Genomic DNA, 23,179 nt, shown 5'->3' on the forward strand with positions numbered 1-23,179 from the left:
TATCCTGGTTGGATGACCGCGTCTGCCGATTCCGCGAAGCCTCACATTCACGTTCCGGACGGCTCCTGCTGCACCCCGAAGAAGTTCGCGCACCTGCATCAGCACACGCAGTACTCGCTGCTGGACGGCGCGGCGAAACTCAAGGACCTGCTGAAGTGGGCCAAGGAGGTCACGCCGGAAGGGCAGACCCCGGCGCTGGCCATGACGGACCACGGAAACATGCACGGCGCGGTGCACTTCTACAACTACGCGACCGGGATGGGCGTCAAGCCGATCATCGGGTACGAGGCGTACGTCGTGCCGGGCGAGGGCACCCGCCGCGACCGGACGCGCGCGCAGGACGGCGAGAAAGGCATCTTCCACCTGACGCTGCTCGCCCGTGACTTCGAGGGGTACCAGAACCTCTGCCGCCTGAGTTCACGCGGGTACACGGAAGGCTACTACTACAAGCCGCGCATCGATCACGAACTGCTGCGCGAGCACCACAAGGGCGTCATTGCGTTCAGCGGGTGCCTGGGCAGCGAGGTGCAGCAACTCCTCCTGCAGGGCCGCGAGGACGACGCCAAGAAACGCCTGCTGTGGTACCGCGAGCTGTTCGGCGAGAACTACTTCATCGAGATCCAGGACCACGGTCTGAGCGAGCAGAAGCGCAACAATCCCATCCTGCGGGCCTGGGCGCAGGAACTCGGGATCGGGATGGTCGCCACGAACGACGGGCACTACGTCAAGAAGAGCGACGCCACCGCGCACGAGACGCTGCTGGCCATCCAGACGAAGGCGACCCTGGCGGACGAGAACCGCTTCAAGTTCCCCTGCGACGAGTTCTACGTGAAGAACCTTGAGGAGATGCAGGCGTCCCTGCCGGTCAGCGAGTGGGGCGAGGAACCCTTCGACAACACCGCCCTGATCGCCGAGATGTGCAACGTGGACCTCCCGGTCGGCAAGAAGCGCGTGTACCAGATGCCCGCCCTGCCCATCCCCGAGGGCCGCACCATGCCCGAGGAACTGCGCGTGCAGACGTACCGCGGGACCGTGAAACGCTACCCGGCGCACGCGACGGAAGGGCTGCTGCGCGACTACGCGACCCGCACCCTGGCCGCGCTGGGCGCCGACGCGCAGAAGGTGCTGGACCGCGCGGGGGGGTGCGACCCGCAGAGCTGCGACCTGGAGACGCTGTACACCCTGCTGGCCTTCGCGGGCAGCGAGTGGGAAGCGCGCGGCAAGGCGGCGGGCGAGAAGTACACCAAGTACCCCGCGCTGGAACTCATGGAGGCCGAGGTGGACTCCGGGCCGCTGCCCGCCTACGCGCACGAGGACTGCCGCCGCGCCGCGCAGAAGGACAGCGACACCAGCATCGCCCTGGACGGCGAGCACGGCGAGGAAACCACCCGCGCCCACCACCGCCACGCGCTGGTGATCCTGCGCCGCGCCGAGTACGAACTGAGCGTCATCAACAACATGGGTTTCCCCGACTACTTCCTGATCGTCGCGGACTACATCAACTGGGCCAAGGATCAGGACATCAGCGTCGGACCGGGCCGTGGCTCGGGCGCAGGCTCGCTCGTGGCGTACGCGATGCGCATCACGAACCTCGACCCCCTGGAATTCGAGCTGCTGTTCGAACGATTCCTGAACCCGGACCGCATCTCCATGCCGGACTTCGACATCGACTTCAACGACGCCCGGCGCACCGAAGTCATCCAGTACGTGCAGGACAAGTACGGCGAGGACAAGGTCGCGCAGATCGCCACCTTCGGAACCATGGCGTCCAAGGCGTGCCTGAAGGACGTGGCGCGCGTCATGGGCCTCGAGTACGCCAAGGTCGACAAGGTGTCAAAACTCATTCCGATCAAGTTCGGCAAGAGCTACAGCCTCGAACAGGCGCGCGAGGCCGTGCCGGACATCCAGCAGATGCTGAACGAGGACGCCCAGCTGAAAGAGGCGTACGAGTTCGCGCAGAAACTCGAAGGGCTGACCCGCCACGCCAGCGTCCACGCCGCCGGGGTCGTCATCGGCAAGACGCAACTGACCGACCTCGTGCCCGTCATGCGCGACACCTCAGGCGCGGGCATGGTCTGCCAGTACGACATGAAGGCCGTCGAGGACATCGGCCTGATCAAGATGGACTTCCTGGGCCTGCGCACCCTGTCCTTCCTCGATGAAGCCAAACGCATCCTCAAGGAATCCGGCACCGACTTCGAGGCCCGGTACGGCACCTTCGACGACATTCCCTTCGACGACGCCCGCACCTACGAACTCCTCAGCCGCGGGGACACCAAGGGCGTCTTCCAGCTCGAAGGGGCCGGGATCGCCGACGCCAGCCGCCGCCTCAAACCGCGCCGCCTCGCGGACATCATCGCCCTTTCGGCGCTGTACCGCCCCGGCCCGATGGAGAACATCCCCACCTACGTCCGCCGCCACCACGGCCTCGAACAGGTGGACTACGTCCGCGACGGCTTCCCGAACAGCGCCCAGTACCTCGAAAAGATCCTCGCCGAAACCTACGGCATCCCCGTGTACCAGGAGCAGATCATGCAGATCGCCTCCGAAGTCGCCGGATTCAGCTTAGGCGGCGCCGACCTGCTGCGCCGCGCGATGGGTAAGAAGGACGCCGAGGAGATGAAACGCCAGCGGCAGATCTTCGTCGAGGGCGCAGGCGGCAACGGCGTCCCCAAGGACGAGGGCAACAAGCTGTTCGACCTGCTCGACGCGTTCGCGAACTACGGCTTCAACAAGTGTCTGACGGGCGACACGCGCGTGCCCGTCGCGGGCGGCGAACTGCGGCGCATCGAGGAGCTGTACCGCGACGGCCAGCCCGTGCAGCTGCCCAGCGTGAACAGCGCGTACCGCCTGGAACTGCGCTCCACCGGGCAGTTCTTCGACAACGGCGTGAAACCCGTCTTCCGCGTCCGCACCGCGCTGGGCCGCGAACTGACCGCCACCGGGAACCACCCGCTGTTGACGCTGGACGGCTGGCAGAACGTGGAAGACCTGACAGCCGGCGACCGGATCGCCGCGCCCGCCCGCCTCCCCGAACTGGGCAGCGAGGCGTGGCCCGACCATCAGGCGGCACTGCTCGGCTGGATGCTCGCCGAGGGCAACACCTGCCACCCACACGGCGCGTACCTGTACTCCCAGAGCGAGATTCAGGTGGCCGACATGGTCACCCAGGCCCGGCAGTTCCCGAACACCCGCCCCACTGTGACCGTCCGCCCAGAGCGGCGCAACGTGCACGACGTGTACCTGGGCAGCGGCGTGCGCGGCAGCGGGACAGACGGGGCGGGCGGGAAGTCCGGCGTGCGCCAGTGGCTTGAAGCGCTGGGTCTCGTGGGAGTGAAAGCCGACGCCAAGGCCATCCCCGCCGCCGCGTTCCGGCTAAACAACGCCTCGCTGGCCGTCCTCATCGGCCGCTACTGGTCCGGCGACGGCTTCCTGTTCGGCAACCGCAACACCACCCCGTACGCCGCTACCGCCTCCCGCGCGCTGGCCGATGACCTCACCCACCTGCTGCTGCGCCTGGGCATGGTCGCCAGGGTCACCCGCAAACACTTCACCTACCGGCGCGGCGACGACGTGGCCGGACGCACCGGGTACACCGTTCATCTGGTCGGGCGGCGCTCCATCGACCAGTTCCTGACCGTCATCGCGCCACACATCGTGGGCCGCGACAAGCAACTGGACGCCCTGCACGCCTACTACGCCGCTACCCCACCCCACCGCGAGACCATCGACACCCTGCCCGCCAGCGTCAAGACCCGCGTGCAGACCGCCAAGATCGCCAGCGGCCTCGGCTGGCGCGAGATCGAAACCCGCAGCGGCGTCAGCACCAAAGAACTCTACGGGGGACCCAGGGCGCACAAGAAAGGCTTCCGCCGCGCCACCATCCAGACCCTCGCGGACTTCTTCGACGACCCGGCCCTGAGCGACCTGTGCTCCGACGACCTGTACTGGGACACCATCACCAGCATCGAACCCGCCGGGCACGCGCAGACCTACGATCTGGAAGTCCCCGGCACGCACAACTTCGTCGCCAACGACCTGATCGTCCACAACAGCCACAGCGCCGCGTACGGCGTCATCACGTACCAGACCGCGTGGCTCAAGGCGAACTACCCCGTGCAGTTCATGGCCGCCCTGCTGACCGTCGAACGCAAGGACAGCGACAAGGTCGCCGAGTACGTCAGCGACGCCCGCAAGATGGACGTCCACGTCCTCCCCCCCGACATCAACAAGTCCGCACCCGACTTCGCGGTCGTCGGGCAGGACATCCTCTTCGGCCTGTACGCCATCAAGGGCCTCGGCGAGGGCGCCGTGCTGAAGATCCTCGAGGAACGCGAACGCGCCGGGACCTTCAAGAGCCTCGCGGACTTCTGCTCCCGCCTGGGCAACAAGGTCTGCAACCGCAAAGCCATGGAAAGCCTCATCAAGAGCGGCGCGTTCGACCAGTTCGGCGACCGCCGCCAGCTCCTCGAGAGCCTCGAGGAATCCATGACCTGGGCGCAGGGCGCCGCCGCGCTCGCCAACAGCGGCATGGACGCCCTGTTCGGCGCGCAGGAAGTCGCCCCCGAACCCAGACTCAGGGCGGGCGTCATCCCCTACACCGACCTGGAACGCCTCAGCATCGAGAAGGAAGCCCTGGGCCTCTACATCAGCGGCCACCCGCTCGAACAGCACGAAGGTCTGCGCGAAGCCGCCAGCTGCCGCATCTCCGACCTCGACACGTGGTTCCAGACGCAGAACGTCGCCCCCGGCAAACGCATCAAGGCCGTCCTCGCGGGCATGATCGAAAGCGTCGTCAAGAAACCCACCAAATCCGGCGGCATGATGGCCCGCTTCATCCTCGCCGACGAAAGCGGCCAGACCGAACTCGTCGCGTTCAGCCGCGCCTACGACCGCATCCAGGACAAACTCGTCAACGACACCCCCGCCCTCGTCATCGTCGAACTCGAAAGCGAAGACGGCGGCCTGCGCGCCATCGCCGAGGAAGTCGTCAGCACCGAACAACTCGGCGAAGTCCCCAAAGTCATGTACGTCACCATCGACCTCGAAAACGCCACCCCAGACGCCCTCGGCGAATTCCAGAGCCTCCTCGACGAACACGCCGGCAGCATGCCCACCTACCTCCGCCTCGAGACACCCGAACAGTTCGTCCTGTACCAACTCGACCACGGCATGGGCAGCCCAGACGCCATCCGCGTCCTCAACCACACCTTCCCCTGGGCCGACGCGTACCTCGCCTACGACCAGCAGACCATCCTCGGCCGCTTCGCCCCCAAACCCCCCGCCTGGATGAACAAACAAAATGGGGGCATGCGGGCGTGACTTTATTACAAACCGATGACACGGCATTTATGGATCGGACGCTTGATGAGATGGTCGATCTCTGTTATGAAAATTTGCGAACAAAGATAGAAGCCTTATTCCAAATGGGAGAATATGATTGGAGAAAATTTAACTACACTGCATTTATAGATAATTTTGAAGATTCAGGAGAAAAACTGGTTGCTATTTATCTGGTTAACTCAATTGTATATATGAGTGAAATTTTTTGCGAAGCCTCACTTCTGCAAAAAGTTAACAGTTTGGTATCGAATGCTGCGTTCTCTGATGCGGTTAAGTTTATCCCAATTTCTGGCGGAGGTGAGGTGACAGTCGATAGTGGCTTCAGATTTACAAGTTTGGTAAGGAAAAGCAGTAAATATAAAGATGATAAATATTTTCCTTCTCTTGAAGGCCTAATCCGAAGTTGTAAAAATGGAGAGATGCTAGAGATCATTTTTGTTGATGATATAATGTCAACTGGCCAGCAATTTGATGCTCTTATGAAAAAAGAATTTATAATATGCGGCCAGAATACTTCTCTTTTTGATCTATGGCGTTCTAGGCGTGCCAAAATTGCTTATATTCCAATAGTCGCTACGGAATATTCTTTAGAAAGATTTGAGGAATACGGCTCAATTATTTACCCGTGTTTTACCATTGACCATGAATACAATTTGCTCACAAATATACCTAAATACTTCCCTCAATGGCTGACTAATACTATTAATGTATTTGAAGCCATCAATTCTATGAATAAAAAGCTTAATAAATCTGGTCTTGGAATAGCGGGCCAGGGAGAATTGGCGCTAACTTTGGCATTTTTTAACTCGACTCCAGACTCAACACTTCCATTACTATGGTCTAAGGATGAAAGCGAAATACATCTGTTGAGGAGGCACGCATGAGTGATGAAATGGCTATTGAGTCTGTAATAACTGCGGCTTTTTCGAGCTATAGAAGTGAATGGATGCAGGATTTACATTCATACTATACCGAGCCAAAATACTTTCCTGAATTGGTCACTCCTAGACCGTGTTTCCTCATAGGTGGGCGGGGCACTGGTAAAACTACTGCTCTGAAATCTATGGCTTATAGTTTCCAAAAAGAAGAAATATCTAAAAAAATTGATAGAAATTATTTTGGAATCTATCATAAATTTGAGATTGGGCTTGCTAACTCATTTTCGGGTAAAGATATAAGTAGCGAAGCTTGGACAGTTTTATTTAGCCATTACTTAAATTTAAGAATATGCTTGATGACATTGGATTTGCTTAAAAATTTGGTAAATGACAATATTATAAAAGACGAAGAAGTAGATCTTAATCCAATGATGGTTAGTCTCGGTTTGAGTCCCGTTAATTCTATAACCGGCGCGTTCGCCAGTCTTCGAATGGAAATCTCATCGTTCTCTCGAGCTATTAATAATCCCAAAAAAATTCAAGAGATAAATACATCTATATTGAATATCCCTGTAGGTGAATTATTTAGTAGTATATCGGAGTCCCAGTCTTTATCAAAAAAATTCATATATCTGATTTTTGATGAATTCGAAAACTTGCATAGTTGGCAGCAAAAAATATTTAATACTCTAGTTAAACACTGTGGAGGGAATTTCGTATATAAGGTAGGCGCGAAAAAGAATGGATTAAAAACAAAATATACATTAGCTGACGATGAGCCTTTATTCTCGCCTCAAGATTATGCGAAAATAGACATAGATGAGCGCGTGTCGACTAGTGAGTTCAGTGAATTTGCGGGAAATGTGTGCAATATTAGGTTACGTCGCATTCAAGAGGGAAGTAGTGCTATCCGTTGTCCGGAAATTAACATAAAACTTCTGCTAGAGAAACTGGACATGGAAGCAGAGGCCATCAAGCTCGGAATCAAAGAGAGAAACAAATCTACTAATGAGAGCATATCTAGATTGACCAGTTTGGTCAATATTGATAAAATACACCAGCTAACTGAGTTGCAGAAATTCTATATTTACTACTTAGTAGAAAAAAACCAAAGTTCGTTGGATAGGGAAATAAAGGCCTATTTGGAAAAGGACTCGAATTGGATTACGAATTTTGAGAACTATAAATTCGACCTCCTATTCAAAATAAGAACCGGAAAAGTAGGGGTAGTAAAATATTATTGCGGTTGGGAAACTTATGTTGGTCTGTCGGGTAACAATATCAGGTTTATCTTAATGTTGCTGGAAAGCACCCTACTCACTGCCGTGAAAGAAAATAAAGGCAGTCTGCCGTCTAAGATTGATGCTGAAACGCAAACCAAATCTTGCAAAGATGTTGCTCAATCGGTGTTCGATGAAATCGCTGGTCTATCATATGATGGTCCTCAATATCAGCAAATTGTGGTAGGGTTTGGTAAAATATTTGGTTATTATGCCAGAAATATAGTCAAAAAATCTCCAGAGTTGAATCAATTTAACATAAGCGATATATCATTACATAAAGAAACAGAAGAATTTGTCAGAAGATGTGTAATGCATTATGTTTTGTTGGAATCTAAGGAGACAAAACAGACCAGAAAGGATGAGATTAGCGAGTATGATTACTCATTGCATCCTATATTTTCTCCAAAGTTTAATTATAGTAATAGAAGGGGCAGAAAATTCAGCATCACTTCTGAGTCATTCGAAAAAATAAAGCAAAACCCAGAATATGGGGTTAAGTCTATTCTTAAAGATTCGGCCCGTATCGAGGAAAAAGGTGGGCTTTTTGATTAAGATGGTTGCATATTTAGGTAAATTGGAAAATTTTAAAGAAAATACAATCTATGTTAATCCTTCATCCGATAAGAATGGAAAGGTAGTAATGCTTTTCGGTGAAGATACATTTGAATTGCCACTTTTTGACGAAGAGGCCATCCAAGAGCGACTTGGCTCAATTTCAGATCAATTTACCTTGGATATAACTGATTTAGATTTGACAGTATGGGCGCCTATAGTTAGAGCTCTTGTGTTGGGGAAATTGAAAACAAATGTGATTTACCATGCGCCTTCCGAATATTGGGATGTATTCCCTATAGACCGCGATTTTGGTGGGATTAATACTGAAATAAGTACAAAAATCGAGCCAATACAGGGTTTTACTCCTGTCTTTTCCTCAGATCAGCCTCAGATATTTGTGCCAATACTTGGTTTCCAAGGAAACCGAGCATTATATCTCTATAATGCAATAGAGCCCAGATCTGCAGATATATACCCCATTATCAGTCTTAGGGGATTAAAACCAACGCACTACCAAGATGCACTAATATCTAATCGAGTGTTTTTACTTAAAGATGCTATATATAGAAGGGTTAAGCATATATATGTGTTCGGATATAAAGAAACCGTCAATTTTTTGCAAGAGCTGGCGCAAAAATTTCCTGAACATAAAATTCGTATAGGCCTACTGGGTCCCCGAATTCAATGTCTCGGTGCTATCGTGTGCGCCAGTAGAAATCCGGATAAGTTCGAGCTAATTTATGATCATCCAAAGCCTTATGCTCCTGTATTGCCCTTAAAAAGAATAAAGGTCGAAGTAAGCCACGCGGAGATAAATGAAAATTGACAGACATATTACCCCGGAAGCTATTTCGGCGCACATAATCAATGATTTGATCCAAGGGGGAAGAAAGTATTTTGGCATAGCTGCGGATTTCTCTTGCGCTAGTGGTGAACTCATTAAAAAAATTATAGATAATATATCTCTTCGAAAAATTATTCTTAACGATATTGACCGTGCAGTGATAAATAAAAACCTGTTTTTTAATTATGAGACAGAAATATTTAATGTAGATTTTGAAAGAGAGGAATGCGCTGACTTTTTGGGATTTTACGGAAAATGTGATCTGATAATATTAAATCCCCCATACAGTATGCGTGGAGCTAGTAAATATAACACAAATATAGGCAATGTAAGCATTAAATCTAGCAGAGCCATGAAACATATTTTGCACGCTCTTAGATTCCTATCTAGCAATGGAGTAATGTATTGTATAGTTCCTACTAATATATTAACGTCCGAAATGGATAAAAAGATAATCTTATCATTAGTAAACAGTGCGGATATTACAGAAATAAAGAGATTCGGAAGAGGTCATTTTGCATCTGCTAGTGTAGAAACGGTTTTAATCCGTATTGAAAATTATAAAGATGTAGAGTTTTGTAAATTATGTAAAAGTGGTATACCTGGAGAATCAGAAAAATCATCTAGTTTCAGCTTAACGAGAGGCAATGTGCCAATTCACTCTTTGGACGGCCGTATTTACACTCGATCTGGCAAGAATAGAATTCCATTTGTGCATACTACAAATATTGATGCGACCAAGGCGTTGTTTATAAACAGGAATACTAAATATAGGATTGTTTCTGGTAGATTTATATTGCTGCCTCGAGTAGGGAGTCCAAAATTAAATAAAATCAAAATACATGAAGGCGAACTGGCGGTTTCCGACTGTGTAATAGTTATACAGGGAGACATGATAGATTTGCTGCACTGGTATTTAGTTAATAATTATCTAAAACTAGAAGCTATATACTCAGGACACTGTGCAAAATACACAACCATTTCTCGTTTGAATGAGTTGCTTTTTAATTTTGAATTAGAAAATAGCAGTGATGAAAGAGTGGGCGAAAGATCTATGGTGCAGTCTGTCATATAACACGTCAAAAAACTATTGAATCTGTAAAAAGCAAAATGTGTTGACCTAGATGAACCATGTTGTCAATTCGCGTTTTCCGTGACCTGAACTTGAAGATTCTGGTGCCGCGTGCGCGTGAGTTGAGGCGGGCCATGACGTCTGCGGAGCGGCGGTTGTGGTTCGATCTGCTGCGGTCGCATCCTGCGCGGTTTCGTCGGCAGGTGCCGCTGCTGGGTTTCATCCTGGATTTCTACGCGCCGTCCGCGCGGGTGTGCGTGGAGGTGGACGGCGCGTCGCATGATTCGCCGGATGCTGTGGCGTATGACGCCGAGCGGTCGCGGGTGCTGGCGGGGGCGGGGATCCGGGTGCTGCGCGTGCGGAACGTGGAGGTCATGCTGAACCTGCCGGGTGTGGCCGCCCTGATCGAATCGGCACTCCAGCGATAAAAAAAGGCTCCCCTGTGAGGGGAGCTGTCAGCGCAGCTGACTGAGGGGTTCTCTGCGCAGCAGAGGGGTTTTTCCGCTTACGCGTATTTGGCGCGCATCATCATGATCTTGAGTTCGTGGGGGCTGGTGGCGCTCTGCAGGGCGTCGTCTTCGTGCATGAGGCCTTCCTGGACGAGGTGGGCGAGGTGCTGGTCGAAGGTGTGCATGCCGCGGGCGCCGCCTTCCTGGAGGGCCTGTTTGATTTCTTCCATGCGTTCGGGGTCTTTGATGCATTCGCGGACGGTGGGGGTGCCGAGCATGATTTCGAGGCCGAGGACGCGGCCGCCGCCGACTTTGGGCAGGAGGCGCTGGCTGACGATGCCGACGATGCTTTCGCTGAGGCCCTGGCGGATCTGGTCGCGTTCGTGGGGGGCGAAGAAGTCGATGATGCGGTTGACGCTGCGGATGGCGTCCTGGGTGTGCAGGGTGCTGAAGACGAGGTGGCCGGTCTGGGCGGCGCTGAGGGCGGCTTCGACGGTTTCCTTGTCGCGCATCTCGCCGATGAGGATGACGTCGGGGTCCTGGCGCATGCTGGCGCGCAGGCCGTTGGCGAAGCTCATGGTGTCCAGGCCCAGTTCGCGCTGGCTGATCATGGCCATGCGGTCTTTGTGGAGGACCTCGATGGGGTCTTCGAGGGTGACGATGTTGACGGGTTGGGTGGCGTTGATGTGGTCGAGGAGGCTGGCGAGGGTGGTGGTCTTGCCGCTGCCGGTGGGGCCGGTGACGAGGATCAGGCCGCGTTCGTGCTGCGCGAGCTGTTCGAAGGTCTCGACGGGGAGGCCGAGTTGCTGGAAGGTGGGGATGGGTTTGTCTTCGATGACGCGCATGATCAGGCCGATGCTGCCGCGTTGCCAGTAGGCGTTGACGCGGAAGCGGGCGAGGCCTGGGATGCCGTACGCGAAGTCGGCTTCGCGGCGGGTGGTGAAGTCGTCCCACATGGGGCCGTTCATCATTTCGCGGGTGAAGGCTTCGACGTGTTCGTGGCCCAGGCGGGTTTCCCCGAAGCGTTTGATCTCGCCGTTGATGCGCCCGGCGGGGGCGCTGCCGGTGCGCAGGTGGATGTCACTGGCTCCTTCTTTGACAATGGCGGTCAGTACGCTGTTCAGGACACTCATGGTGCCCTCAGGGTAGGGGTTGGGGTCTTACAGTTTCGTTGCGCTGGGGTGGGTTTCGGCGGGGTTCATGACCCCCGTCTGGGGGGCCGCGCCGCGCAGTTTGCGGCTTTCGAGGTCGGCGTGGTGCGTCAGGTAGCGCAGCCAGGCCTTGGCGGTCATGGGGCCGAGGCTGTTGTGTGGGATGGTCTGGTCGTCGTTGGGGGGGCGGGTGTGGAGTTGCCGGGCGAGGTCGACGCTGGCGGCGCGGGTGCTGGTGATCAGGGCCTGCAGCTGGGGCAGGGTGGTGTCCTGCGGGGGGCGGTGGGCGTGGTAGGGCGCGCTGAGGTCGGGGTGCTTCCCGAGTGCCGCGCCGAGGCGGTGCTGGCCCCAGCGTTCGATGCCGATGATGTGCGCGAGGACTTCGCGGTTGGCGTGCGTGTCGGCGGCCCGCGCGGCGCGGCCGGTGAGGTGCGTGCCGCTGGTTTCGAGGCTGTGGGCGAGTTCCTGGTAGGAGCTGCGGCCGGCGGGGCGCTCGAGGACGCGGCTGACGACGGCGCCTTTGATGTCGCGCTGGCGGGTGCGGGCGAGGTACGCGGCGCCGGCGGCCACGCCGACGGTGGCGACCGTGATCAGGGCGGGCACGGCGGGGCTGGTTCTTCGCTGGCTCATGCCGCATGGTACGCGCTTTGCGGGGGTGGGGTTCCGTCCGCCGGGGGGGTCAGGGGGGGCAGGTCAGGACCCGGTCGGGCAGGCCGATCAGCCTGACGTGCGAGTCGGCGGGGCAGGGGAGGGCCTCGCGGAGCATCAGCGGGTGCGCCAGGGTGTACTCGGGCAGGTCCAGATTCAGGCCGCGTGCGCCCCAGCCGAAGCCCTTCCCGAGCCGCGCGCCGCGCGTGTCCACGGCGACGCACGCGAGAACTGCCCCCTGCGCACCCTCGGGGGTCAGGGTGGGTTCGCCGTACTCCGGCAGGGTGCTCAGGCGCGCGCCGCGCGGGTCGGTGACGCGCCAGTACCAGCCGTCCTTCTTCTGGTGGGGGACGTACAGGGTCTTCCCGGCCTTCAGCGCCTGCTGCCGCAGCGGGAGCAGCGCGCGTTCGGGCCCGACGATCAGGGTGTGCTGTCCTATCAGGTCAGGGTGCGCCAGCAGCTGCGCGGCGGCCTTCTTCGCGTGCGTGAAGTTCGGGCAGTGCCCGTGCGGCGGCAGCGGGTACGCGCAGGCCTGACGGCCCATCAGGTCGTCCCACACGCCCTCCCGGACTGCGCCTGCCGTGGTCATGCCCGCACGCTAGCAGAGCGTGGGGAATGGAGGATGGCTGATGGTGGTCCTCCTACATCCCACAACCCACACCCTCCCACATAGGTCATCTGGCGGCGGCGCGGCGTGGGCGCGGGGTCTACACTCGGGCGCATGAGTGATGGCGTGCGGGCAGAGGTGGTGCGGGTGGCAGCGGTGCGGGTGGCAGTGGCGGCGTACCCGGTGGACTTCCTGGCGGACTGGGCGGCGTACGAGGCGAAACTCTCGCGCTGGGTGGCGGACGCGGCGGGGCAGGGCGCGGGGCTGCTGGTGTTCCCGGAGTACGCGCCGCTGGAACTGATCAGCCTGCTGCCCACGGACCTGCATCATGACGTGATCGGCATGCGCCCGGCGTTGCAGGCGTTCGTGCCGGATTTCCTGGCGCTGCACGCCCGGCTGGCCCGCGAGTACGGGGTGGGCATCGTCGCCGGGAGCTACCCGGTGGCGCAGGGGGGGGTGTTCGTGAACCGGGCGTTCGTGTTCGGTCCGGACGGCACGCACGCACATCAGGACAAGCTGCTGATGACCCGCTTTGAGGCCGAGGAGTGGCACATCGCGCCGGGCGAGGGCGCGGCGGTGTTCGACCTGCCCCTGCCGGGCGGGACGCTGCGCTTCGGGATCGCCATCTGCTACGACAGCGAGTTCCCTACCCTGGCGCGCGAACTCGCCGAGGGCGGTGCGGAGCTGCTGGTCGTGCCGTCCTTCACCGGGAGTCGCGCGGGCTTCACGCGGGTGCGGGTGGGCAGCATGGCCCGCGCGCTGGAAAACCAGCTGTACGCGCTGCACGCCCCGCTGATCGCGGACGCCCCCTGGACGTACGCGGTCGAGGACGCACACGGCGCGGCGGGCGTGTACGCCCCGTCGGACAACGGCCTGCCGGAGGACGGCGTCGTGGCGCAGCTCGGCTGGAACGAGCCGGGCTGGCTGGTCACGGACCTGGACCTGCGCCTGACCCGCGCGGTTCGCGTGGACGGGCACGTCCTGAACTGGCGCGACCGCGTGGTGGGCGCGACTCGCCCGACGCCCGCGCAGGTCGTGAGTCTGGGTGGCGTCCCGGAGCGCGTGTGACGGCCGTGCAGGTCCGCCGCCTGACGCCCGGGGACGCCCCGGCCTACCGCGCCGCGCGGCTGGCGGCGTTGCAGGCCGACCCGGCGGCATTCATGATGACTGCCCCGGAGTTCGCGGCGCAACCTGAGGACGCGCTGGCGGCCCGCCTCGCGCCGGACGCGGCGGGGGTCACGCTGGGGGCCTTCGTGGACGGTCAGCTGCTGGGCCTGCTGACCCTGGTGCGCGAAACGGCCCCGCCGCTGGCGCACCGCGTCAATGTGTACGGCGTGTCGGTCGCCCCGGGGGCGCGTGGGCAGGGCCTCGGCGCGGCGCTCGTGCGGGCGGGGGTGGCGCTGGCGCGCTCGTGGGTGGGCGTGACGTCCCTGCACCTCGCCGTCATGGACTCGCAGGACGCCGCGCGGCGCCTGTACGAACGCTGCGGGTTCCGCGTGTGGGGCACCCAGCCGGACGCGGTGCGCCGGGACGGCCGCGTGCACGCCGAGCACTGGCTGGTCCTGGAGTGCTGACGGCGCCGCCAGCGCCCACCTTTGTGCGCCCACCGCGGCTGGTTCCGGGGTCGCGGGTAGCGGCCCTGAGCCTCTCCAGCGGCTTCGTGACCGAGGTCATGAACCGCTACCGGGCCGGGGTGCGGCAGGTCGCGCGGGAATTCGGGTGGGAGGTCGTGGCCGCCCCGAACGCGCTGCGTGGCCCGGCGTTCCTGGCGGCGAACCCGCAGGCCCGCGCGGACGACCTGCACTGGGCGCTGGAGTCGCCGGACATTCACGGGATGGTGAGCATCATCGGCGGGGACGACAGCGTGCGCCTGCTGCCGTTCCTCCGCCCGGAGGTGATCCGCGCGCACCCGAAGGCGCTGCTGGGCTTCAGCGACACCACCGTGACCCTCACGCAGTTCGTGCGGGCGGGCGTGATGGCGTATCACGGTCCGGCGCTGCTGACCGACCTCGCGGAGAACGGCGGAATGCACCCCTACGTGGTGCAGGGGGTGAGGCGCGCGCTGATCGATCCGCCCGCCCCATTCGACCTGGCGCCCGCGCCCGGCTGGACGCAGGTCAGCCCGGACTGGGCCGACGAGGCCGCGCAGGAAGTCCCCCGGACCTTCGACGCCGGGGACGGCTGGGTGTGGCTGCAGGGCGACGCGCCCGCGCAGGGGCACCTGCTGGGCGGCTGCATCGAGGTGCTGGACATGTTCAGTGGCACGCCCGGCTGGCCCGAACCGGCCCTCTGGCGCGGCGCGGTCCTGGCCCTGGAGACCAGCGAGGACGTCCCCCCACCCCGGCAGGTGGGGTACTGGCTGCGCAACCTCGCCGCGCAGGGCATCCTGGGTGGGCTGGCGGGACTGCTGCTGGCCCGCCCGCGCCGCTACACGCCCGAGATGGTCGCGGACCTGTACACCTGGGTACGCCGCGTCCTGCACGAGGCGGGCCGTCCGGACCTGCCGGTCGTGGCGAACGTGGATTTCGGGCACACCAGTCCGCAGCTGACCCTGCCGCTGGGCGCCCCGGCGCGGCTCGACCCCGGGGCGGGTCGCGTGACGGTGTTCCCCTGACCTCACCTCCGGCCGGGGCCGCCACATCCGTTCCAGACGCGCGGCGCGCTATCATGGGCGGTGTGCGGCTGCTGCTGCTGTCTGACATTCACGCGAACCACACCGCCCTGCAGGCGGTTCTGAACGACGCCGAGAAACGCCGCTTCGATCAGGTCATCCACCTCGGCGACGCGCTGGGCTACGGCCCGCACCCGCGCGAGGTGCTGGACGCCCTGCGGGAACTGGACGCCATCTGCGTGCTCGGCAACCACGACGAGATGCTGCTGCAGTACGCCGCCGGACGCAAGGAATCCCGCGATTCGATCGTCAGCATGGCCCTCACGTGGCAGCTGTCGCGCCTGTCCGAACGGGACGTCGCGTGGGTGCGGCTGTGGCGCGACGGCATCGACGATCCGGACGTCGGCGCCCGGTACCGGCACGGCACGCCGGTCAGCCTGGATCACTACACCGATTCCGTCCCGGCGGCCCGCGAGGCCTTCACGCAGTGGCAGGGCCGCCTGGGGTTCGTGGGGCACACGCACGTCCCGGCGGCGTACGCCACGCTGAACTCCCCGGTGGGGGACTGGGTGAAGGTGCAGGCCTTCCCGGACGGCGGGAGTTACATGGTGGCGCCCAGCACCCGCGTGATCCTGAACCCCGGCAGCGTCGGGCAGCCGCGCGACGGGAACCCGAAGGCCAGTTACGCCATCTACGACTCGGCGCGCGGCTACTTCGAGGTGTTCCGCGTGGCCTACGACATCGAGCGGGCGCAGGAGGCGGCGCTGGAGGCCGGCCTGCCGCAGGTGCTCGCCGCGCGCCTCGCCATCGGCAAGTAGGTGCGGCCGTGACGACCGCCGCCGACCCGCACGGTCCGCTGCTGGAGCAGACCGGGGCCTTCCGCGGCAACGCCCTGCTGCTGACCGGCCCGGCCCGCGTGGGGAAACTGGACGTGGCGCGCGCCGTGGCCGCGCAGCACAACTGTCAGGGCGCGCGGGGCATGTACGGCGAGGCCTGCGGCACCTGCCCGTCGTGCCGGGCCCTGGCGGCCGGCGCGCACCCGGACCTGCTGCTCGTCGAGCCGCGCGCCACGACGAGCACCGGCAAGGCCGCGCGGCGCAAACTGATTCCCATCGGCGCGGTCCTGTCGGGCCGGGACAAGGCCCGCGAGTACGAGACGCACGTGTTCGAGTTCCTGGAGGTGCGCCCCACCTTCAACCGGCGCGTCGTGATCGTGCAGGGCGCCGAGTACCTCGGTCCGGAGGCCGCGAACGCCCTGCTGAAACTGGTGGAGGAGCCCCCGCACGGCGCGCTGTTCGTGTTCCTCGCCGAGGACCTGCGCGCCGTGCTGCCCACCATTGTCAGTCGCAGCGCCCGCCTGACCGTCACGCCGGTCAGCGACCCGGCGCTGGAACGCGCCCTGCTGCGCGCCGGGCAGGACCCCGACGCGGAACTCGTGGCGTTCGCCGCAGGACGCACCGGGGTGCTGACCGACCCGGACCCGGTGCGCGGGGCGCTGCAGGACGCCCGTGAACTCACGAACGCGCTCGGCGAGAGTCTGCTGGGCGCCCTGGAGGCCGCCGAGGCGCTGGAGAAACGCTTCGATCCGGCGTGGCACCCCGAGACGCTGCGCTTCACGTGGCGGGATCAGCCCCCGCACGTCCGCGCGCGTGCCGACACGGCCCTGACCGCCCTTCAGGAGGCGCTGGAGGCGTACGCCAGCCCCAGCCTGAGCTTCCAGGTGTTCGCGCTGGCCTTGCGGGACGCCTTCGGGCACGCCTGAAGTGGACGGTCCCCCCGGCGTAGACTGCCGGGCATGAGTGCTCCTTTCACGCACGGCGCGCTGCGCCTCTGGTCGGTGCCGACCGGCCCCATCCAGGAGAACGCCATCCTGATCGCCGGGGCTGGAAACGAGGGGTTCCTGATCGACCCGGGCGACGACGCCGAGCGCCTGCTGACGCTGGTGCGCGGGTCGGGCGTGACGGTGCGGGGCATCCTGCTCACGCACGCGCACTTCGATCACATCGGCGCCGTGCAGCCGTTGCGCGAGGCGCTGCAGGTGCCGGTGTGGCTGCACCCGGCGGACCTGCCGCTGTACCGCGCGGGCGCGCAGAGTGCCGCCCGCTGGAACCTCCCGTTCATCCAGCCCGCCGATCCCGACCATGAGATCACGCCGGGGCAGACGTTCACGGCGGGCGACCTGACCCTCACGGCGCGCTTCCTGCCGGGGCACGCGCCGGGGCACGTGGTGTTCACCGCGCCGGGCCTCGTGGTCGCCGGGGACACGCTGTTCCGGGGCGGAATCGGCCGGACGGACCTGCCGGGCGGGAACCACCCGCAGCTCCTGGCGGGCATCCGCGAGCAGCTGCTGACCCTGCCGGGCGACACGGTGGTGTACCCGGGGCACGGGCCGCGCACGACGGTCGCCACGGAAATCCAGACGAACCCGTTCCTGCAATGAGAAGGGCGCCGCCCCAGTCAACGGGGGCGGCGCCGGGTAGAGGAGGGTTTAGAAGCCGCTGACGTTCAGGCGGCCGCCGGTGACGGTCTTGCCATTCAGGCTGGCGGTGGGCGTGGCGCTGCCGAGGATCGCGGCGCGGATCTGCGCGGCGGTCGCGTTCGGGTTGAGGCTGGCGTACAGGGCGACGCCGCCGGTGACGTGCGGGGTGGCCATGCTCGTGCCGTTGTAACTGGCGTACTTGTTGTACGGCACGCTGCTGGTGATCGCCACGCCGGGCGCGCCGATGTCCACGCTGGTCTTCCCGTACTGGCTGAACGAGGCCAGCGCGCCGGCCTTGTCGATGGCGGCCACGGCGATCACGGCGTCGTACCCGGCGCCGGCGGTCGTGTCGTAGTTGCTGGGGTAGCTGGCGGTCGCGTCGTTGTCGGTGCCGCTGTTCCCGGCGGCCGCGACGAACAGGATGTTCACCTTGGCGGCGCGGACGATCGCCTCGTACATGGCCTGGCTGTAGCCGCCGCCGCCCCAGCTGTTGTTCGTGGCGACGATGTTCAGCCCGTGGCGGGTCTTGAGGTCCGTGAAGTAGTCCACGGCCTTGATGGCGTCGGCGGTGTTCCCGCCGCGGCGGCCCAGGAACTTGCCGCTGATGAACGTCACGTTGTGGTTCACGCCGACCACGCCGCCGTCGTTCGCGGTGCCGCCGATCGTCCCGGCGACGTGCGTGCCGTGCGCGTCCAGGCTGCCGCGCGTGCCGCCGTCATAGATGGTGTTGTCGTTGTTCGCGAAGTCCCAGCCGCGCGTGTCGTCCACGTAGCCGTTGCCGTCGTTGTCCTTCCCGTCCACCGGATCGAAGGGGTTCAGCCAGGCGTTGCCCCGCAGGTCGGGGTGGTCGAACTGGTAGCCCTCGTCGATGATGCCCACGTACACGCCCTTGCTGCCGGTCTTCCCGGCGGCCCAGGCGGTCTCGGCGCCTGAACCGAAGTTGCCCTTCATGCCCCACAGCGTGCCGTTGGTGTAGTAACTGTCGCTGGGCAGCGCCTGGGTCTGGTACGTCCAGTTGGGTTCCGCGAAACGCACGAGGCCGCTGGCCTGCAGCTGCTGGGCCTTGGCGGTCACGCCCTGACCGTCGGTGATGCGGGCGCGCAGCAGCGCAGCGCCGTTCACGGTGGTCAGCGTCTCGACGGACTGCACGCCCAGCGCGCTCAGGCTGGTCAGCGCCTGACTGTTCACGCCGCCCTTGAGTTGCACGAGCAGTTCGCCGTCCACGAAGGCGGGCGCGGCGGCCTGCGTGGCGTCGGGCGTCAGCTGGGCCGGGGTCTGCCCGCAGGCAGCCAGGAGGACGGAGAGGGTCAGCAGGCCAAACAGACGGGTACGGTTCATGCAACCTCCGGCGTGCAGGGCAGCGGGGCCCGGTCACGGTGAGTGGGTCGTGTGGGAACGGTCTGGAAACCATAGGACGCGGCCCGGGTGGTCATTTGTGAAGCGAGTTCCATTGCGCGGCCCACCCCGCCACCTGGGGGGAGGCGCCCGTCGCCCCACCGCTCAGCATGCGCCGCGCCGGACCTCATACGGACTCCGATTGAATGGGCTGCAAAGCCCGTTCAATCCGAGCGGATGCGAGTAAGAGAGAAACGGGTTCCGGACGAGGAGCCGGCAATCCGGTGAAGTTCCGGATTGTTGGCGAAACAAACGGAATCCGTATCATGCCTCTGACAGGCCCCTCCATGAACACCGTGCAAGAATGCAGAACGTGATGCCGGGAACAGGGCTGGGACCGGGCGCGCAGGCGGCTGCGGGCCTCACCGACGTGAGTTACAGCACGAACACCGCCAACGCCCTGATCCACCTGTACCGCGCCGAGGTCGGTAAGATGACCGCCTACCGCCAGCGGCTGGACATGACCACCAACTGGTCGGTCGTGACCACCGCGGGCCTGGCGTCCTTCGCGCTGGGTGACGTGAACAACAGCCACGCGACCTTCCTGTTCGCAATGTTCATGAACTACTTCTTCCTGCGCCTGGAAGCCCGCCGCTTCCGCACGTACGAGATCGCGCACCACCGCGTGCGGATCATGGAACGCTTCTTCTACCCCGCCATGCTAGGCGACCGGGTGGATCCCGGCTGGCACCAGCTGCTGCTGGCGGAACTGAGCAAGCCGCGCAGTCCCATGAGCCGCGCCGACGCGCTGGGCTGGCGGCTGAACCGCAACTACCTGTGGATCTACGCGGCGGTGCTGGCCGCGTGGTTCGCGAAACTGGACCTCGCGCAGCCCAAGGGCTGGGTGCTGGAATTCCCGGCGGCGTTCTCCCTGGCGGACATCGGGAACTTCCCCGGCTGGCTGGTGTTCACGCTCGTGGGCGGCTTCTACGCGCACCTGATCGCCCTGGCCGCCCGCGCGGCGCGCACCTACCCGCTCGAAGAGGGCTGACCGGCAGGGTCCGGCCCGTCCGGTCCTGCCGCGCGGACCTGCGCTTCCCGCCACAGCTGCGTGCCGGCCAGGGCCAGCGCCTGCACGCCCAGGCTGCGCGCGTACCAGTGCGGGCGCCCCGCGAGGACGCACGCGCCCAGCAGCAGGAACTGCGTGGCCAGCCCCAGGTTGGCGCTCAGGGTGTTCACGGCCAGCGGCGTGTACGCCTGCCGCTGCGCCGCCCCCGGCGTGGCCGACCCGGTCACGCGGCGGAGCCGGCTCTGGAAGGCGTGGTCCAGCGCCCGTTCCTGCGGCACGAAATACGCGCTGTACACCGCCTGGAGGGCCCCCAGCACGACCGGGTCATCCCCGGCCTGCGCGGCGCCCTCGCGGAAGACCTCACCGCGCGCGGCCCGGTACTCCCGCTCCCATAGGAAATCCACGGTCAGGATCAGGCTCTGCAGCAGCGTGACCGGCACGCCCGGGCGGCCCAGGATCGCCACGTTCAGCGCGAGGTTCACCAGCAGGTCCCCCTCGGTGTCCAGGTAGCGACCGGTCTCGGTCGTCTGCCCGGTCGCGCGGGCCAGCTGCCCGTCCAGGTTGTCCAGAACGGTCTTGACCTGAAGCAGCGCGGCGGGCCGCAGGCGTTCGCCGCGCCGGATGAGCAGCGCGGCGTACAGGCCCAGGGCAGTGTGCAGCAACACCACGTGCTGCGGGTTGACGTTCAGCCGCGCCAGGGGCGGCACGAGCAGCTGCGCTGCCGGGCGGAACAGACGTTCGCCCGCCCACTCGCGCGCCGGGCGGGCCTTGCGCGTGCGGGCGAGCCCGGACTCTATCGGCGGCCCCCGTACTTGGGGGCGCCCTTGCGGACCCCGGCGTAGCGGTTGCGTTCCTTGCGGCGCTGCGCGCTGCTGCCCTTCGCCGCTGCGCCCTTCGCGCCCGTGCCCGGCGTGGTGACCGGGCGGCGGGGCGCGAAGGTGTCCATGGTCAGGAAACGCGCGGCGGGAATGTACAGCAGCAGCACGAACAGCAGGCTGCCCCACCAGGTGTTCAGGGTGTCCTTCAGCGGAGTCAGTTGCAGCAGCCCGCTCAGGAGCGTGGCGACCAGCGCGAACAGCATGACCCGCGCGGTGAGTTTCAGCATCTTGCCCGCCGTGAAGCCCGGCGCGGGGTCCGGGGTGGTCAGCCAGCGCCAGAGCTTCACGCGCCCTCACCCTCCGCGCTGTCCGCGCCGCCGGGGGCGGGACGGGCCGTGCCGCCGGACGCCACGCGGTCGCGGAACGCCGCGAGTTCCGGGAAGTCCGCCTGACCGTCCACGTTCAGGAGCAGCGTGGGCTTGTGCTGCCGCTCCGCGAGGCGGGACAGCGCGCTGGCGGTCGCGCCGTCCCGCGCGCCGCTCACGAACACGAAGCCCTTCACGGCGCCCTTGCCGCCCAGCAGCGACACCGCGCCGAACAGTTCACGGTCCCCGGCGGTCGCGCGGGGCTGCTCCATGCGCTCGGCGCGCTTCAGGACGTCCGCGACCGGCAGCTCATGGCTGAACACGCCGTACAGGCCCAGGTCGTCCAGCGCCGCGCGCAGCGGAGCGGCCACCAGCGGCTCGCTCAGCAGGGCGCGCGGGCCGATCACGGCGACCGTCGCGCGGCTCGCGCGGGTCAGGGCGGGCTGCGCGGCGCGCGGGTCCTGCGCCATGGGCCGCACCTTCTCCAGCGCCAGCCGCACCCGACCGGCGTTCTGCGACACGCGCAGGCCCAGCTCGGTCGCGGCGCCCTCCAGGCCCTCGGGACCGTCGGGCACGCCGATCAGGGTGGGCAGGCCGCTGATGCGCCGCGCGAGCAGGTCGGGCAGCGCCTCGCTCCAGGCGTCGCCGCTCGCGGCGGGCCACTGCGCGATCAGCACGGCGTCCACGCGGCCCATCGACAGGATGCGGCCCAGCGCGAGCTGCACGCCCAGCGGTTCGTTCGGCAGGCTCTCGCGGCCCAGCGTCAGGGCCTCCGTGTCGTCCAGGGCGGGCAGAACCGGCTCGGAGCCCAGTTCCTTCAGGAACGCCGCCCAGTAGCCCGGGAGGCGCGCGGCGTGAGTTTCAAGCAGACCAACCCTCATTCTGAACAGTGTACCCGCGCGCGGGGGGCCAGGTGTCCAGGGCCCTGCGCGCGGCGGGACCTCAGCCGCTGCCTTCCTGGGCGTCCACCTTGCCCTCCTGCTTGGCCTGGGTGGCCTGCTCGGCGACCTCGACCTCGTGATCGTCGATGTGGCGCTGCTCGGTGTGGTTCTCGAACAGCTCCTGCCGCGCGCGGACCTTCGACTGCGGCTGCCCCAGGTCGCCGCCGCTGCCCCGGTGCACCCGCTGGAAGAACACCAGCGCGCCCCCCGCCAGCGCCAGCGCCCCCGCGAAGTACAGCGTGTCCAGCGGCTTGTCCCAGCGCACGAAATGCTCCAGGAACGTCACGCCCAGAATCACGATGATCACCGACACGACCTTCTGCTCCAGATCCGCGAGGCTCTCGACGCCCAGCGCGGACGTCAGGTTCAGCGGCGTGATGAACAGCGAGTACAGCCCCACCCCGATCAGGTAGAACACCACCGCCTTGAGCATGGTGCTCACGATCTCCAGGAATTCCACGGCCAGCCGCCCCTGCTGACTGGCGATGCCCTGCGTGAACGTGTCCCGCCAGGAATCCCAGATGGTGTGCAGCGCCAGCAGCGTCCCCTGCAGGAACAGGCTGAACGACACGAGCAGCACGGCGATCACCGCGATCAGCACCACGAAGCGCGTGCGGCCGATGATCTCGCTGAACCACTCCCGCTTGGACGGTTCGGGGTTCGGGGAGCGCGGGGCAGAGGAGGGGCGGGTCACGCCCCCCATCATCCCGGGCCGCAGGGACGCGCGGTGG

At 63.1% G+C, this 23,179-nt stretch carries 21 protein-coding genes; 13 read left to right on the plus strand and 8 right to left on the minus strand.

The annotated features are described in order from the left end of the window. Nucleotides 1-12: 12 nt before the first annotated feature. From dnaE to DEIGR_RS01725, 6 genes are read left to right on the plus strand one after another with little or no spacing between them, the layout of a single operon-like run. Nucleotides 13-5,322, plus strand: coding sequence for a DNA polymerase III subunit alpha (gene dnaE, locus DEIGR_RS01720; RefSeq protein ID WP_058974739.1), 5,310 nt, complete (start codon nt 13-15; stop codon nt 5,320-5,322). Next, entirely contained in the window at nt 5,319-6,227 is a 909-nt protein-coding gene (locus DEIGR_RS20200) for a phosphoribosyltransferase-like protein (RefSeq protein WP_153013589.1), read from the plus strand. Before dnaE ends, DEIGR_RS20200 begins: the two co-directional genes overlap by 4 nt. Continuing rightward, the gene (locus DEIGR_RS20205; RefSeq protein ID WP_153013590.1) at nt 6,224-8,056 is read left to right on the plus strand and encodes an ORC-CDC6 family AAA ATPase; all 1,833 of its coding nucleotides are present in this window, start codon (nt 6,224-6,226) and stop codon (nt 8,054-8,056) included. Before DEIGR_RS20200 ends, DEIGR_RS20205 begins: the two co-directional genes overlap by 4 nt. Then, a complete protein-coding gene (locus DEIGR_RS20210) occupies nt 8,040-8,885 on the plus strand; it encodes a hypothetical protein (RefSeq protein WP_160329902.1) in 846 nt (281 codons plus the stop codon). Before DEIGR_RS20205 ends, DEIGR_RS20210 begins: the two co-directional genes overlap by 17 nt. Beyond that, nucleotides 8,875-9,978, plus strand: coding sequence for an Eco57I restriction-modification methylase domain-containing protein (locus DEIGR_RS20215; RefSeq protein ID WP_153013592.1), 1,104 nt, complete (start codon nt 8,875-8,877; stop codon nt 9,976-9,978). Before DEIGR_RS20210 ends, DEIGR_RS20215 begins: the two co-directional genes overlap by 11 nt. 56 nt (nt 9,979-10,034) lie before the next feature. Further along, nucleotides 10,035-10,403, plus strand: a complete 369-nt coding sequence (locus tag DEIGR_RS01725; RefSeq protein WP_058974741.1) for an endonuclease domain-containing protein — start codon at nt 10,035-10,037, stop codon at nt 10,401-10,403. A 77-nt stretch (nt 10,404-10,480) separates the two neighbouring features. On the opposite strand, the gene DEIGR_RS01730 is transcribed toward DEIGR_RS01725, so the two are convergent. The 3 genes from DEIGR_RS01730 to DEIGR_RS01740 are packed head-to-tail and all read right to left on the minus strand — an operon-like array spanning nt 10,481 to nt 12,812. Further along, on the minus strand, nt 10,481-11,557 hold the full coding sequence (locus DEIGR_RS01730; RefSeq protein WP_058974747.1) for a PilT/PilU family type 4a pilus ATPase: 1,077 nt from the start codon (nt 11,555-11,557) through the stop codon (nt 10,481-10,483). Between the two features lie 27 nt (nt 11,558-11,584). After that, nucleotides 11,585-12,205, minus strand: coding sequence for a hypothetical protein (locus DEIGR_RS01735; protein ID WP_058974748.1), 621 nt, complete (start codon nt 12,203-12,205; stop codon nt 11,585-11,587). A gap of 49 nt (nt 12,206-12,254) precedes the next feature. After that, nucleotides 12,255-12,812, minus strand: coding sequence for a 5-formyltetrahydrofolate cyclo-ligase (locus DEIGR_RS01740; protein ID WP_058974750.1), 558 nt, complete (start codon nt 12,810-12,812; stop codon nt 12,255-12,257). Between the two features lie 132 nt (nt 12,813-12,944). Here DEIGR_RS01740 and DEIGR_RS01745 point away from each other — a divergent pair, with 132 nt between their 5' ends. The 6 genes from DEIGR_RS01745 to DEIGR_RS01770 are packed head-to-tail and all read left to right on the plus strand — an operon-like array spanning nt 12,945 to nt 17,881. Further along, nucleotides 12,945-13,898, plus strand: coding sequence for a carbon-nitrogen hydrolase family protein (locus DEIGR_RS01745; protein WP_058974751.1), 954 nt, complete (start codon nt 12,945-12,947; stop codon nt 13,896-13,898). Further along, nucleotides 13,895-14,404 (plus strand): GNAT family N-acetyltransferase, encoded by a 510-nt coding sequence (locus DEIGR_RS01750; RefSeq protein ID WP_058974754.1) that lies wholly within the window; start codon nt 13,895-13,897, stop codon nt 14,402-14,404. The genes DEIGR_RS01745 and DEIGR_RS01750 overlap by 4 nt, the downstream gene beginning before the upstream one ends. Next, complete coding sequence (locus DEIGR_RS01755) at nt 14,401-15,444, plus strand: S66 family peptidase (RefSeq protein WP_407638331.1); 1,044 nt, start codon at nt 14,401-14,403, stop codon at nt 15,442-15,444. The genes DEIGR_RS01750 and DEIGR_RS01755 overlap by 4 nt, the downstream gene beginning before the upstream one ends. Nucleotides 15,445-15,497: 53 nt before the next feature. Then, a complete protein-coding gene (locus DEIGR_RS01760; RefSeq protein ID WP_058974756.1) occupies nt 15,498-16,259 on the plus strand; it encodes a metallophosphoesterase family protein in 762 nt (253 codons plus the stop codon). Between the two features lie 8 nt (nt 16,260-16,267). Next, nucleotides 16,268-17,203 (plus strand): DNA polymerase III, encoded by a 936-nt coding sequence (locus tag DEIGR_RS01765; protein ID WP_058974758.1) that lies wholly within the window; start codon nt 16,268-16,270, stop codon nt 17,201-17,203. A 33-nt stretch (nt 17,204-17,236) separates the two neighbouring features. After that, entirely contained in the window at nt 17,237-17,881 is a 645-nt protein-coding gene (locus tag DEIGR_RS01770) for an MBL fold metallo-hydrolase (RefSeq protein WP_058974760.1), read from the plus strand. A gap of 48 nt (nt 17,882-17,929) precedes the next feature. Here the strand turns inward: DEIGR_RS01770 and DEIGR_RS01775 are convergent, their stop codons facing one another. Then, nucleotides 17,930-19,258 (minus strand): S8 family peptidase, encoded by a 1,329-nt coding sequence (locus tag DEIGR_RS01775; RefSeq protein WP_058974762.1) that lies wholly within the window; start codon nt 19,256-19,258, stop codon nt 17,930-17,932. Nucleotides 19,259-19,631: 373 nt separating this feature from the next. Here DEIGR_RS01775 and DEIGR_RS01780 point away from each other — a divergent pair, with 373 nt between their 5' ends. Further along, complete coding sequence (locus DEIGR_RS01780; protein ID WP_058978481.1) at nt 19,632-20,306, plus strand: DUF2270 domain-containing protein; 675 nt, start codon at nt 19,632-19,634, stop codon at nt 20,304-20,306. Here DEIGR_RS01780 and DEIGR_RS01785 read toward each other — a convergent pair. From DEIGR_RS01785 to DEIGR_RS01800, 4 genes are all read right to left on the minus strand, one after another. Then, the gene (locus DEIGR_RS01785) at nt 20,285-21,031 is read right to left on the minus strand and encodes a CDP-alcohol phosphatidyltransferase family protein (RefSeq protein ID WP_236704628.1); all 747 of its coding nucleotides are present in this window, start codon (nt 21,029-21,031) and stop codon (nt 20,285-20,287) included. The two genes, DEIGR_RS01780 and DEIGR_RS01785, sit on opposite strands and share 22 nt — an antisense overlap. An 86-nt stretch (nt 21,032-21,117) precedes the next feature. Then, nucleotides 21,118-21,489 carry a hypothetical protein gene (locus DEIGR_RS01790; protein ID WP_058974765.1) on the minus strand — a complete coding sequence of 124 codons (372 nt, stop codon included), beginning with the start codon at nt 21,487-21,489 and terminating at the stop codon, nt 21,118-21,120. Continuing rightward, the gene (locus DEIGR_RS01795; protein WP_058974767.1) at nt 21,486-22,388 is read right to left on the minus strand and encodes a hypothetical protein; all 903 of its coding nucleotides are present in this window, start codon (nt 22,386-22,388) and stop codon (nt 21,486-21,488) included. The genes DEIGR_RS01790 and DEIGR_RS01795 overlap by 4 nt, the downstream gene beginning before the upstream one ends. A 61-nt stretch (nt 22,389-22,449) precedes the next feature. Then, the gene (locus DEIGR_RS01800) at nt 22,450-23,151 is read right to left on the minus strand and encodes a YqhA family protein (protein WP_058978483.1); all 702 of its coding nucleotides are present in this window, start codon (nt 23,149-23,151) and stop codon (nt 22,450-22,452) included. Nucleotides 23,152-23,179: the final 28 nt, after the last annotated feature.

Source organism: Deinococcus grandis (assembly GCF_001485435.1).
In the GTDB taxonomy this organism is placed as follows: Bacteria; Deinococcota; Deinococci; order Deinococcales; family Deinococcaceae; genus Deinococcus; species Deinococcus grandis.